This window comes from Sorangium sp. So ce1153 (genome assembly GCF_051521595.1).
Taxonomy (GTDB): Bacteria; Myxococcota_A; Polyangia; order Polyangiales; family Polyangiaceae; genus Sorangium.
On the sequence record NZ_CP150361.1, the window covers coordinates 4,149,043 to 4,162,588 of the forward strand.

Sequence of the window (13,546 nt, forward strand, 5' to 3'; positions counted from 1 at the left end):
CTACCGCGGCGCGTCCGCTCCGGCGGCGTGTTCCGCGGGCTCGGGGCCCGCGGTCGCGACGTCGAGCGCGCGCCTCGCGGCGGCGCTCGTCTTCGGTGCGCTCCGGATCGGCAGGACGAGCGTGAACGTGCTGCCCTTCCCGGGCTCGCTGTCGACGAGGATCCTGCCCCCGTGCGCGCGGATGACGTGCTTGACGATCGACAGCCCGAGCCCGGAGCCCTCCTGCTGCCGGGCCAGGAGGTCGTCGACCCGGTAGAACTTCTCGAAGATCCGCTTGTGCTCCTGGCGGGCGATGCCCTTGCCGTTGTCGCGGACCGTGATCAGCGCCGACCGGTTCGTTACATGGGCGGAGACGCGGATCTGCCGCGGCTGACCGCCGTACTTGTAGGCGTTCGAGAGCAGGTTCACGGTCGCGTCGACGAGCGCGCTGCGATCGCAGAGCACGGGCGGGAGGTTCGCGTCGACGGCGACGTCGAGCTCGACGCTGCGCTTCTCGCGGGTGGGCTCGAAGGCGTGGATCGCCTCGTTGACGACGTCCTCGAGGTGGTGCTCCGACAGCTCGTAGACGCGCCGGCCGCTCTCCATGCGCCCCCAGTCGAGCAGCCGATCGATGAGCTGCTGGAGGCGGGCGCTCTCCTTCGTGAGCGCGTCGATGCAGCGATCCTCGCTGCTCGTGTCGCCGCGCCTGAGCTTCAGGGTCTCGGTGAACATCCGGATCGACGTGAGCGGCGTGCGCAGCTCGTGCGAGACCTTGGACACGAAGTCGGCCTGGAGCTCGGACAGGTTGCGCTCGCGCCGGAGGAAGACCCACACGAGGATGACCCCGGTCGCGAGCGTCCCGCAGAACGTGAGGACCAGGATCCCCACGATGAGGTTGTACTGGGCCTCGCCGAGCACGAGCAGGAGGAAGCCCACGCCCGACAGGAGCACGCCGGGGACGATGACCAGGTAGACGAGGAGCTGGATGATCCGCCGGTAGCCGAGCGTGGTGAGGTCGCGCCTCGGGGTCCGCATGACGGCAGCTTAATGGGGCGGCGCCCCGGCCGCGAGCGGCCTCGGGCGCAGGGCTACGGCTCGATCCGCTCCAGCACGAGCGCGGGCGCCTCGGCCGGCGCCGGGCCGAGCTGGAAGGCCGCGCGGACGCGAGCGGCCGCGGCCCGCGCGTCGTCCGCGCCCCGGGCGTGGACGCGGGCGAGGGGCGCCCCGCGGTCGACGCGGTCGCCGCGCACGGCGGCGAGCTCGATCCCGACGGCGGGGTCCACGCGCTGGTCGGCGCGCGTCCGCCCGGCGCCGAGCGCGACGGCGGACAGCCCGATCTCCAGCGGATCGACGGCGACGACGTACCCCTCGTCCTGCGCCGCGACCTCGACCACGACGGGGGCGCTGGGGAGCCGGCCGGGGTCCTGCACCACGGCCGGGTCGCCCTTCTGCGCGGCGATCATCCGCGCGAGGACCTCGGCCGCCGCGCCGCTCGCGATGGCGGCCTCGAGCTTCGCGCGCGCCTCGGCGGCGCTCGCCGCGGCGCCGCCCGCGATCAGCATCTCCTCGGCGAGCGCGAGCGTGCACGCGACGAGGTCGCCCGGGCCCCGGCCGTGCAGCACCTCGATCGCCTCGCGGGTCTCGATCGCGTTGCCGACGGTGCGCCCGAGCGGGGCGCTCATGTCGGTCAGCAGCGCGGAGACGCGCTTGCCGGCCGCGGTCCCGACGCGCACGAGCGCCGTCCCGAGCGCGCGGGCGTCGTCCAGCGTCTTCATGAACGCGCCCCGCCCGACCTTGACGTCGAGCACGAGCGCGTCGATGCCCTCCGCGAGCTTCTTCGAGAGGATGCTGGCGACGATGAGCGGGATCGACTCGACCGTTGCGGTGACGTCGCGCAGCGCGTAGATGCGCTTGTCCGCCGGCGCGACCCGCGCGGTCTGCCCGATCATGCACGTGCCCACCTCGCGGACGATGCGCGCGAACGCGGCGGTGTCGAGCGCGACATCGAACCCCGGGATGGCCTCGAGCTTGTCGAGCGTGCCGCCGGTGTGGCCGAGGCCGCGGCCGGACACCATCGGCACCGGGACGCCGCAGGCGGCGACGAGGGGGGCGAGGCAGATCGAGACCTTGTCCCCGACGCCGCCGGTCGAGTGCTTGTCCACCTTGCGCCCGGGCACGCTCGACAGGTCGAGCACGTCGCCCGAGTGGAGCATCGCCCGCGTGAGCGCGACGGTCTCGGCGTCGTCCATGCCGCGGAAGAAGACCGCCATGAGCAGCGCGCTCATCTGGTAGTCGGCGAGCTCGCCGTCGCCGTGCGCGCGGACGAGCCGCGCGATCTCGTCATCGGACAGCCGCCCGCCGTCGCGCTTCCTGGCGACGAGCTCGACAAGGGTCTGCATCGGGGTCGAGCTTACCCGGGTTCGACCCTATTTGTACCTGGCGCGGTCCTCCCTATTGTCCGTGGGAGCGCGCGGGCCGCCCCCGCAGGACAGCGGATACGGTGCCGGTCGCGTTCGCACGGTGGAAGGGAGCCGCACGGCGCCTCATGAACAGCCTCCTCTACGCCAGGGCCCAGATGGGCCTGTCGCTGGCATTTCACATGATCTTCGCCGCCGCCGGGGTGGCGTTGCCGCTGATCATGGTCATCGCGGACGCGCTCTGGCACCGGACGGGCGATCGCGATTACCTCGAGTTCTCGAAGCGCATGGCGAAGGGGACGGCGATCCTGTTCGCGGTGGGCGCCGTGTCGGGGACGGTGCTCTCGTTCGAGCTCGGCCTCCTGTGGCCGAGCTTCATGGGGACGTTCGGCGAGGTGGTCGGGCTGCCGTTCTCGCTCGAGGGGTTCGCGTTCTTCACCGAGGCGATCTTCCTCGGCATCTACCTTTACGGCCGCGGCAAGCTCCCGCCGAAGCTGCACCTGCTCACCGGGGCGCTCGTGGCGCTGAGCGGCGCGCTCTCGGCGTTCTTCGTGATCCTCGTGAACGCGTGCATGAACGATCCGGCCGGCTTCGCGATGGCGTCCGGGCGCCCGGTGGACATCGACCCGATCGCGGCGATGTTCAGCCCGCCGTGGAAGCACGAGACGCTGCACGGCATCCTCGCCTGCTATCAGGCGACCGCGTTCGTGATGACGGGGATCCACGCGCTGGTGCTGCTCCGGCACCCGGGCAGCCCGCTGTTCCGGAAGGCGTTCGCGGTGACGCTCGCGATCGCCGGGGTGACGGCGCTGGCGCAGCCGTTCGTCGGCCACTTCGCGGCGGTGGAGGTCGGGGCTGGGCAGCCCGCCAAGCTCGCCGCGATGGAGGCGCACTTCGAGACCTCGGCCCGCGCGCCGCTCCTGATCGGCGGCCTGCCCGACGTGGAGCGCCGCGAGGTCGACCACGCGATCGAGATCCCGGGCGGGCTGTCGATCCTCCTGCACGCCGATCCCGACGCGGTGGTGCCGGGGCTCGACGCCGTCCCGCGCGACGAGTGGCCGCCGGTCACGGCGACGCACCTCTCGTTCCAGGTGATGGTGGCCGCGGGCTCCGCGATGGCGCTGCTCGCGGTGGTCGCGGCGGTGCTCGCGTGGCGCCGCAGGGGGATCCCGGATCAGCGCCCGTTCCTCTGGGCGTCGGTCCTGGTGAGCCCGCTCGGCATCGTGGCGATGGAGGCGGGCTGGCTGGTGACGGAGTTCGGGCGCCAGCCCTGGATCGTGCGGGGCGCGATGCGCACGCGCGACGCGGTGACCCCGTTCCCGCACCTCGCGGCGCCTTTCTGGATGTTCACGGCGCTCTATGTCTTCCTCGGCGTCGTGGTGACCTACCTGCTCGTGCGCCAGCTCCGCGCGGCGCCGCTCGGGGTGACGGGCAGCGGGCCGCGCGCACCCGGCGCGGGGGGCGGCGGCGAGCGCGCGGGGGGCGGCGGCGAGCCGCGCTTGCTCGGGGGAGGCGCGGCCGATGCTCGTTGAGTGGGTCCTCGGCGGGGTGATGGTGGCGGCGCTCGTGCTGTACGCGCTCCTCGGCGGGGCCGATTTCGGCGGCGGCGTCTGGGATCTGCTCGCGTCCGGCCCGCGGAAGCGCGAGCAGCGCGCGCTCATCGAGAAGGTCATCGGCCCGATCTGGGAGGCCAACCACGTGTGGCTGATCCTGGTCGTGGTCGTGCTCTTCAGCGCGTTCCCATCGGCCTTCGCGGCGATCTCGATCGCGCTGCACGTCCCCATCACGCTGTTCCTCGTGGGCGTCGTGTTCCGCGGCTCGGCGTTCAGCTTCCGCAGCTACGACTCGCGGGGTGATCGGCAGCAGAAGCGCTGGGGCTTCGTCTTCTCGCTGGCGAGCGTGATCGCGCCGGTGCTGCTCGGCATGATCGTCGGCGCGATCGCGTCGGGCCGGATCCGGGTGGCGTCGGGGGTGGTGACGAGCGGCTTCTTCGCCCCGTGGCTCTCCCTCTTTCCGCTCGTGGTCGGCCTGTTCGCGCTGGCGCTGTTCGCGTTCCTCGCGGCGGTCTACCTGACGAACGAGGCGACGGAGCCGGCGCTCGTGGACGATTTCCGGCGGCGCGCGCTCGTCTCGGGCTGCGTTGTGGCGGCGCTCGCGCTCGCGTCGTTCGCAACCTCGTTCGATGGCGCCCCGCTCATCCGAGAGGGTCTGACGGATCATCCGATCACCTGGCCGCTTCACGTCACGACGGGCGTCGCGGCCACGACGGCGTTCTTCGCGCTGTGGACCCGCCGCTTCCGTCTGGCGCGCCTCGCGGCGGCGGCGCAGGTCACGCTGATCTTGCTGGGCTGGGCGGCCTCGCAGTACCCGTTCCTCGTCGTGCCTGACGTGACGCTCGCGGGGGCCGCGGCGAACCCGAAGACGCTGCGATTGCTTGTCTGGGTTCTCGCCGTCGGATTCGTGCTGCTCTTCCCTTCGCTGTACGTCCTTTTCCGTATTTTCGGGAGCGGCCGGGCCGGTGCGGCGTCGGACGGTGATGACGGTCATGAGCGGGAGTAGGGCCCAGGTGCGTGGAAGTCGCGAGCGGCCATAGGGCCGAGGTGCGTGGAAGTCGCAATCGGCCGCGAGCTGCCGCGATCGGCCGCAATCGTTGCCGATCGGTCGCAGTCGGGCCGCAATCGCTGACCACCTCGACCTACCCGCTGGAGAGGCGTGAGGTAGGCTCGCTCAACAGGGCCTCTGTCCGTCCGGACGCCAGAGGGTGGCGGCGTCAGGTGGGGCGCGCATTGCATTCCTGAAAGCCGCAACCCTCTCTCATGAGGCCGGTGAAAAAACGCGAGCGCTTTCGCGGGCCTCCCCAGGGCGCGGGAACCGTGTTAGGCTCGCAGTCAAGAAGTTTCAGGATGCTTGTGGGGGAAGGAGCCCTGTAGAGATGGCGAACATGGCTAGATACCGTCGACACGCGATAGTGGGTTTCTTTGCAGCGACAGCCGGTGTGACGGGCTCGTTCGCCGCCTGCTCTGATTCGTACCGTGGCGAGCTCACCGGCAGCGGCACGGGCCCCGGTGGCACGGGCGGCAGCGGCGCCGAGGGCGGCTCCGGCGGCTCCGACAGCACGGGGACCTTCGGGCAGGGGGGCATGTGCGAGTACACGTGCTCCAACGACCTCAAGAAGGTGATCAGCTGCAATGGCGTGACCGTCGAGGAGTGCGAGCCCGAAGAGGGGTGCGTCAACGCGAAGTGCGAGCCGAACCCGTGCGAGGCGGCGGAGAAGTCGAAGAGCTCGTACGGCTGCGATTACTGGGCGCTGAAGACGGCGCTGATGCCGACCACCAAGGGCGCGTGCTTCGCCGCGATGATCGCGAACACGTGGGACTTGCCGGTGCATATCAACGTCGAGCGCGGCGGCGAGCAGCTCCCGGCCGAGAACTTCGCCTATATTCCCAAGTGGAATGAGGTGACGAGCCGCGTCGATTACGATAAATATAGTTCGAACGACGGGCTCGCTGTCGGACAGGTCGCCGTCCTGTTTCTTTCAAGGAAATCTGCAGCGGCGAGCGTTGAAGACTGCCCCGCAGTCGGCGCGCTCGATCTGGAGACCGGCGTGATGGGGACCGGTCGCGGAACCGCATTCCACATCACGACCGACTATCCCGTCGTGGCCTATCAGATGCTCCCCTACGGTGGCGGAAAAGCTGCGTTCACCTCCGCGACCCTGCTCCTGCCCACGAGTGCCTGGGACACCAATTACGTTGCCATCAATGGCTATTCGGAGTCAGAGTCGGTGTCGCCGGATGATTACCAAGGTGCGTATCCCTCGCTGGCGATCGTCGCGCACCAGGATGATACCGACGTGACCATCCTGCCGAAGGTCGACGTCCTGGCGGGTACGAACGTCGAGGCTGCCAACCAGGGGGAGGCGAAGACTTACACGCTAAACGCTGGTGAATTCCTCCAGATCACACAGTCGGAGGAGTTGACCGGCAGCCCCATCGAGTCAACCAAGCCCGTCGGTGTCTTCGGCGCCCATGCTTGCATGGTCGTGCCGAATACCACTGGCGACTGCGATTCGGGACAGCAGCAGATAGCGCCTGTCAGAGCTACTGGCAACGAATACGTGTCGGTTCGCTACCGGAACCGTATCGCGGATCGCGACGAGACGCCGCCCTGGCGGATCGTGGGCATGGTCGATGGCACAGAGCTCACCTGGGAGCCGTCCAAGCCGGATGGCGCTCCGGATTCCATCAACCTCGGTGAGGTATATGAGTTCGAGTCTGGCGAGCCCTTCGTCGTCAGGAGCCAGGGGGTGAACTCACCCTTTTATGTCGGTCAGTACATGACCGGCGGCAATGCTTTCATGACCATTGGAGATCCGGACTGGATCAACGTGGTTCCTCCGTCCCAGTTCCTGGACTATTACGTGTTCTTCACCGACCCGACTTACCCGGAGACGAGCCTCGTCGTCGTGCGCACCCGGTCGAAGGTGAATGGCGAGTTTGCCGATGTCGAGCTGGACTGCGCAGGTAAGCTCAGCGGGTGGAAGCCTGTCGGCGATTACGAGTACACCATCGTCGATCTGACGACGGGGAACTTCGAGCCGGTGGGGAGTTGTGTCAACGGTCGGCACGAGATGCGGAGCGATCTTCCATTCGGGGTCACGGTCTGGGGATGGGGGGCGATCCAGCAGAATTACCGTGTATCCTACGCCTACCCTGCGGGCGCTGGGTTCCTGCCGATCAACGAGGTCGAGATTCCTCCCACGGCCAACTAGGCGACGTAGCGGCGGTCATGAAGGTCCCGGTTGACGGCGGTGCCCCCGTCCCCTCGCCGAAGGGCAAGAATGCTCCACGAGCATCGCTGTCGACGGTACGCACGTCTATTGGTTAGACCGCAACGCGGGTACGATCCTGAAGGCGCGGAAATAACCCCGCAGGGTATTGTGCCCACGACATCTCGCGCTGCCGTCCTGCGCTCGAACGCCCTCTGACTGACCGATCCATCGCCGGCTGGTCTCCGCTCCGCCCGAGCCGCTTCCGCAGGACTCGTCATGCCTGAGCAGCCTTCAGGTGATCCTGTTCAGCGCCGCAGCGGCTAAAAAGTCATCCACGCCTGTGCTCGAGCGGCGCTGCCGTACCGGCCGTCGGATCGCAAGAGGTCGTCGCCACCGCCGCGCTGCGCATGCCGCCACCCGCACGGAAGTCCTGCCCCATGCCGCCACCCATACGGAAGTCCTGCCCGTCGTGCGCCCCGGACGCTGCCTCCCGGGTTCCGCAGCGCTGCTCGCCCCGGCTCGCGGCGCTCCTTGCCCGGCTTCGCAGCGCTGCTCGCCCCGGCTCGCGGCGCTCCTCGCACCTCCTGGCTCGACCCAGGAGACATCCTCCCCCGGCCCGAGTAGTCTCCCGCCCGGACGCCGGCCCGCATGCGGCGGAACGCTCGCGTCAACCTCGTTTTTCGAGCGTTGCTTGGAGGACAGCTCACCGTGATGGATCGACGACACCTGCCGGGCCGGAAGCCGCGACACCGGTCGCGCCTGCGCTGCGCGCTGACCGCAGCGGCCCTGGCCGCCCCGGCCCTCGCCGCGCTTGCGCCCTCCACCGCGCGCGCGCAGGACCGGACCTTCTACCTCGATCGCCTCAGGATGGCCGGCGCCCCCGACGACGGGATCGGCGTCTGGCGCCCCCACATGGGCGAGCGGACCCGCCTCTTCGGGCAGCTCGGGCTCGGCGTGTCGGTCCACCCGCTCCGCAACGACAACTACGTCGACGACCTCGCCATCGAGGAGCGGCTCCAGGGCGACGGCCCCGTCACCTCGCAGCTCATCACGTACCTGAACGCGGGCGTGGAGATCCTCGGCCGCGGCGCCCTCCAGGTCTCGTTCCCCATCACCCTCTTCCAGGACGGCAACCAGACGTACAACCGCGAGCTCGGCCTCGACCAGAGCGTCGACCTCAAGACCGCCGCGCCCATGGACCTCCGGATCGACGCGCGCGTCGTCCCGCTGGAGCTCGACGAGCGCCGCTTCCGGCTCGGGCTCACCGGCGCGGTCTTCGTGCCCATCGGCAACACGTACTCGTTCGCCGGCGACAGGACCGTGAGCAGCGCGTTCGGCATCGGCGCCGAGTACGACTTCAAGGACTTCCTCGTCACGCTCAACACCGGCGTCGCGATCCGGCCGCACGTGCAGCTCCACGAGCTCCACGTCGGCAGCGAGCTCACGTACGGCGTCGGCGGCTACGTCCCGCTGCGCGACGGCACGATCCGCCTCGGTGCCGAGGTCTTCGGCTCGTTCGGCCTCATCAAGGAGACGCGCGGCGAGCTCGATGCCTCGCCGATCGAGTGGCAGCTCAACAGCAAGATGTTCCTCACCCAGGACAGGGCGCTCTACGCCGGCGCCGGCGTCGGCACCCGGCTGAGCGGCGGCTACGCCCCCGATTTCCGCGGGGTCGCCGTCTTCGGCGGCTCGTTCAGCATCGAGGAGTCCGAGGCCCGCTCGCCTGGCTTCAACTTCGTGATCGAGCAGGAGAAGGACGCCGACGGCGACGGCTACCCCGACGTCATCGACCTCTGTCCGGAGGACCCCGAGGACGGCAAGCAGCCGAAGCCGAGCGACGGCTGCCCGGACATGCCCGATCGCGACGGCGACGGCATCCCCGACGTCGTCGACAAGTGCCCGGACGACCCCGAGGACAAGGACGGCATCGACGATCGCGACGGCTGCCCGGAGGAGGACGCGGACCAGGACGGCATCCCCGACGCCGTCGACAAGTGCCCGAAGGAGCCGGGACAGGTCGTGGTCGACGACCCGGAGAAGAACGGCTGCCCGTACTACATCCGCAGGATCCAGGGCTCCGCCGAGATCGAGATCATGAAGCAGGTCGAGTTCGAGTTCGACAGCTCCAGGATCCTCCCGCAGAGCTATCCGATCCTCGACGAGGTCGTGCGGCTGCTCAAGGCGAACCCCGAGATCAAGCTGCTCAGCATCGAGGGGCACACCGACAACCAGGGCACCATCGACTACAACGACAGGCTCGCTCAGAACCGCGCCACCGCGGTCAGGATCTACATCATCAACAAGGGAGTCCAGTCGGAGCGGCTCACCTCCGCGGGCTACGGCTCCCGCCGGCCGCTCGTGTCCAACGACACGCCGGAAGGCCGGCAGCGCAACCGGCGCGTCGAGTTCCACATCAAGTCGCAGACCATCGAGGGCCGGTAAGCTCCGCCCGGAGCGGCCCTCCGGCTCATCCCCCGACATCAAGCGAGGCTTGCGTGCACGTGCCCCGTGACGCGCGCGCAACCTCGTCTCCCTGAGCCGGCGAGGCTTGCGTGCGCGTGCCCCGTGACGCGCGCGCAACCTCGTCTCCCAGAGCCGGCGGGGCTTCGCCCTCACCGCGCCGGCGCGCCCTGCGCGGCGCGGTGCGCGAGCGTTCTCCACGGGAGCGTTCTCCGCGCGGGCGCTCGCCATCAAGGCGCGCTCGCGCTCTTCCGCGGCGCCGCCGTCCGTCAGTCGTCGTGATGGCCGAGCGCCGGACGGCGATGGTCGCACTTGCCCGGGATCGGGAAGCCGCAGACCTTCTCTTCCGTCAGGCAGTCCTGCTTCGCGGGACACTGCTCGGGATCGAGGACGTCCGGATCGCACGGACGAGAGCAGAAGTCAGGCCTCGGCAGCGGAGCGTCGTAACGGCCGTTGCCGTCGACATCGAGGTAGATCGGATTCGTGACCGCATAGGGCGGGACCGGCGACCAGTCCGGCACCGTCGGGGTGGGCGCGAAGATGGTGTTGATCGCCGGGATCCTGCCGAACGCGTCGCTCGCCAGCCGGGACAGCTGGATCTCCCCGAACGGGACGTCCAGGGACACAGGGCTCATGAGGTTCCTGTCCTCGAGCCCCATCGCGATGATCACCACCCAGGAGTCGCGGTCCGGCACCGTGAACGTGACCTTGCCGCGCACGTCCACGAGCGCTGTCGGCGGCATCGTCGGCTCCAGCAGGCGAATCATCCTGCCGTTGAGGTAGATCTCCACCCGATCGACGCCGAACCAGCTCGCCGTCTGGACGTCGAAGAGGAGCTCATGCGGCTTTCCAGCGCTCGCCGCCGCCACCTCGCCGTACGTCTTGCCGCCGATGGTCGCCCGGATGAACGGGCCGTACGTCGTGAAGGCGTGCGCGCCCCGCAGGCTCTCGACCGCGGCCGGCGTCTCCAGGGCAGCAGGGGAGTCGGTCGCGCTCCGGAAATAGGTCCGCGGGAAGCCCGGCTCCTTCGAGCCGTCGTGGCCGTCGCTGCTGGCGACCTGCGCCGGCAGGAACCCGCGCTCGAGGTAGCGGAAATAGTCGTCGACCTGGCCCGCCCTGTAGGTGCACGGCTCGTCGCGCGCCCCCTCGGTGACCGGCCCGTCGCCGAGCGCGGCGGGACCGCAGAGCTCCTGGCTATCAGCGCTCGTTCCCGAGAAGCTCCAGTTCCTGTCCTGCTCGTCGGGCGTCCGGGCGAGCACGCGCTTCATGAGCGCCCACGCGAGCTCCGTGCGAGCGCGGCGCTTGCAATCCGCTGTCGCGACGAGGACCGCAGCGGAGCCGGGGTCGCCGCCCGGCCCAGACGTCGCCCCGCCGGGCAACGCGCACGGCGCGCGCAGCCAGCCCGCCACCTCGGGGCACGCCGCCTCGACCTCCGCGGCGCTCCCGGCAGCGTTCAGCCGCGCGAGGCAGCGGTTCCAGTCGACGACCTCGGCCAGGCTCGGCGTGCGCACCAGATCGAACCGCTTGCCATTGATGATCTCCATGGCGTCGAAGTCGCAGCTCGCGGTCCGGAAGACAGGGTTGTTCTCCTCGAGGAACGTCGGTGTCCGGCCCATCGTGTAGGTGTCGACGCCGAGCTGATCGATGTAGCCGAAGAAGCCGTCGCGCGGGTGGGCGACGATCGTCAAGGGCGCCACCGTGCCGTCGCCCGAGGCGCGGATCGCGTCGAGGATCGTCCCGCCGGGCTCGCAGGTCCAGTCGTGGGCGCCGTGGCTCGGCACGTCGAGCTCGTCGTACCTGAGCGGGAAGCCGATGAAATGCCCCTGCTCCAGCGTCGTGATCTCCGCCCCGATCGCCGTGACGAGGTGGGGCTCGAGCCCGAGCGCGCGCACGGTCGGCTGGTAATCGGTCTCCACGTCGTGATCGGTCGACACAGCGAGCTCGACGCCCTCCGCCGCCACGGTGGAGACCCGCCGCGGCAGCGGCATCCCGCTATCGAAGCTCGGCCTGGAGTGGAGGTGCATGTCGGCCGACATCCACCCGGTCGTGTCGACCTCGCGCACGAGCGTGGCGTCGAGCTGGAACGCGCGGCCCGGCGCGAGCGTCACGTCGCGCTCCACGTGGATCCCGTACTCGATGCCTCGCGAGACGGTGATCTGGTATCGCCCCGGCTCGATCTCCACCTCTCCCTCGCCGGTGGCCGTGACCTCGATGGCGCGGTTGCCGTTCCCGAGCCGCCCGTCGCCGAGGTAGACCCTGCGCCGCCCGTCGCCCGCGAGCCGCCTCCCGGCCGCGTCGAGCGAGGCGAAGGCGATCTTGGCCGGCACCCGCTGGCCGGTCCCGTCGGCGACGCGGTAGCGCACCCTGGCCGGCGCGGGCAGGCGCGGCGAGATCGCGACCTGCTCCCCGGCCCGCAGGCTCACCCGGACGGGCGCCGACATCGACGTCCCCGCCGCGTTCCGCGCCACGAGCACGTAGCTGCCGGGCGGCAGGGCGCCGCGGAAGTCGCCGTCCTCGGACGGGTCCAGGCCGACGTCCGCGTCGATCTGATTGACGAGGCCGACGTCGCCGCGCGCCTCCCGGTTGGCCGCCACGAGCTCGTCCAGCGAGCCGAAGGGCCGCGACGGATCCGGATCGGAGAAGACGAACACCCGCGCGTTCGGCGCGCCCTCCAGGGTGTCCTGCCACAGCACGTGGCCGCTGACCGTGCCTGTCGCGGTCCCGCGGAGCCGGTGCATCACGTCCGTCACGCTCGCGATGTCGCCGTCGCCCACGGCCAGGTAGCGCTCGTAGCTGAACGCGCGATGGACGTCGCACGCCGCGTCGTCCTCCTCGCTGAACAGGCACGAGCGGCTGGCGGACAGGAACGCTGTCGCCGCGCTCGCGAAGAGGGGCACGTTGACCACCGACGGCGCCGCGCCCTCCTCGGCCTTCGTGAAGTAACCATAGCTGACGTCCCCGCCGGCCGCGGCCACGAAGTCGAAGGTGAGCGGCTCCTGGAACGAGTTCCGCCCGGCGTTCCAGGCGTCCTGGACCGCCGTGTCCTCGTCGAAGCCCGCCCCGGGCGCGAAGACGTCGTTCTGGTTGCCGAAGAAGACGAAATCGCCGGCGACGATGCCGGCGCGGCGCGACGCCGCTTGCTGCGCGTCGTCGGGCGGATCCCCGAGGATGGTGCCGAACACCGAGACGGGGGCGGTGGCGATGTCCAGCGGGAGCACGTCGCTGCACTCGCACGTCGGGCAGCCGCCCGGGTCCTGCTTGTACCCGTCCGGGCACTCCTCGCAGCTCCGCTGCGGCGCGCAGCTGGGCGGCGGCTTGTCGTCGAGCAGGAGCGTCGTGCGCACCGTCACGAACCGATCGCCCGGGTGAAGGAGGTAGTCTGTCCGAAAGCGGATCCTGGAGCGCACGTCGGGGAAGAAGAGGCCGAGCAGGTCCTCCTGCGCCCGGAGCAGGCCTATCGCCTCGAACAGGAACTCGCCGTCTCCCTCGACGCGGATCCCGGCCTCTGCCCCGTCCGAGCCGTCCGCGAGCACGGAGACGTCGGTCGCCGTCGGGTCGGGCACGATGAGGTTGGCGAGCGAGAACATCTCGGCGAACCGGTCTCGCCCCTGGCCGCCCTCCTCGCCGATCCGGCCGCGCCGCCGGTCGACGTCGACGATCGCGCCGCCGAAGATCCCGGGGCCGGGCGAGTCCCGCCCGCCCAGGATCGCCACGCGGATCTGGTCGTTCTCGAGCAGGAAGTCGCCGACGTCGGCCATCGCCACCGGGCCGCCGACGAGCTCGGCGCGCTGCTCGATCTGCTTGGCGCGGAGCAGCCGGTCGCCGCCGCAGCTCGGGAGCGCGGGCGCGGCGAGCGCGGCGGCGGCGAGCGGGAGGAGCGCGATCCTCGTCAACCAGCGGTGTGTTCGCCGCACAGAGA

The 13,546-nt window shown here is 70.2% G+C and carries 7 protein-coding genes; 4 read left to right on the forward strand and 3 right to left on the reverse strand.

The window, feature by feature from the left end:
- On the reverse strand, positions 1-1,014 hold the full coding sequence (locus WME85_RS14780; protein ID WP_437838805.1) for a sensor histidine kinase: 1,014 nt from the start codon (positions 1,012-1,014) through the stop codon (positions 1-3).
- 53 nt (positions 1,015-1,067) lie between these two features.
- Positions 1,068-2,378 (reverse strand): thymidine phosphorylase, encoded by a 1,311-nt coding sequence (locus tag WME85_RS14785; RefSeq protein ID WP_437838807.1) that lies wholly within the window; start codon positions 2,376-2,378, stop codon positions 1,068-1,070.
- 146 nt (positions 2,379-2,524) lie between these two features.
- On the opposite strand from WME85_RS14785, the gene WME85_RS14790 reads away from it, so the two are divergent.
- The 4 genes from WME85_RS14790 to WME85_RS14805 all read left to right on the forward strand — a co-directional run bounded on the left by WME85_RS14790 (position 2,525) and on the right by WME85_RS14805 (position 9,609).
- The gene (locus WME85_RS14790) at positions 2,525-3,928 is read left to right on the forward strand and encodes a cytochrome ubiquinol oxidase subunit I (protein WP_437838809.1); all 1,404 of its coding nucleotides are present in this window, start codon (positions 2,525-2,527) and stop codon (positions 3,926-3,928) included.
- Positions 3,918-4,955: a cytochrome d ubiquinol oxidase subunit II gene (locus tag WME85_RS14795; protein ID WP_437838811.1), complete on the forward strand. Its 1,038-nt coding sequence runs from the start codon at positions 3,918-3,920 to the stop codon at positions 4,953-4,955. The genes WME85_RS14790 and WME85_RS14795 overlap by 11 nt, the downstream gene beginning before the upstream one ends.
- Before the next feature lie 373 nt (positions 4,956-5,328).
- Complete coding sequence (locus WME85_RS14800) at positions 5,329-7,167, forward strand: IgGFc-binding protein (protein WP_437838813.1); 1,839 nt, start codon at positions 5,329-5,331, stop codon at positions 7,165-7,167.
- A gap of 711 nt (positions 7,168-7,878) precedes the next feature.
- Entirely contained in the window at positions 7,879-9,609 is a 1,731-nt protein-coding gene (locus WME85_RS14805; protein WP_437842299.1) for an OmpA family protein, read from the forward strand.
- 287 nt (positions 9,610-9,896) lie between these two features.
- Here the strand turns inward: WME85_RS14805 and WME85_RS14810 are convergent, their stop codons facing one another.
- Positions 9,897-13,520 (reverse strand): PHP domain-containing protein, encoded by a 3,624-nt coding sequence (locus tag WME85_RS14810; RefSeq protein ID WP_437838815.1) that lies wholly within the window; start codon positions 13,518-13,520, stop codon positions 9,897-9,899.
- Positions 13,521-13,546 lie beyond the last annotated feature (26 nt).

What these genes read in the sequence shown, in the direction of transcription:
- WME85_RS14780 (WP_437838805.1), bottom strand. Translation starts at nt 1,014, where the DNA reads ATGCGGACCCCGAGGCGCGACCTCACCACGCTCGGCTACCGGCGGATC.
- WME85_RS14785 (WP_437838807.1), bottom strand. Translation starts at nt 2,378, where the DNA reads ATGCAGACCCTTGTCGAGCTCGTCGCCAGGAAGCGCGACGGCGGGCGG.
- WME85_RS14790 (WP_437838809.1), top strand. Translation starts at nt 2,525, where the DNA reads ATGAACAGCCTCCTCTACGCCAGGGCCCAGATGGGCCTGTCGCTGGCA.
- WME85_RS14795 (WP_437838811.1), top strand. Translation starts at nt 3,918, where the DNA reads ATGCTCGTTGAGTGGGTCCTCGGCGGGGTGATGGTGGCGGCGCTCGTG.
- WME85_RS14800 (WP_437838813.1), top strand. Translation starts at nt 5,329, where the DNA reads ATGGCGAACATGGCTAGATACCGTCGACACGCGATAGTGGGTTTCTTT.
- WME85_RS14805 (WP_437842299.1), top strand. Translation starts at nt 7,879, where the DNA reads ATGGATCGACGACACCTGCCGGGCCGGAAGCCGCGACACCGGTCGCGC.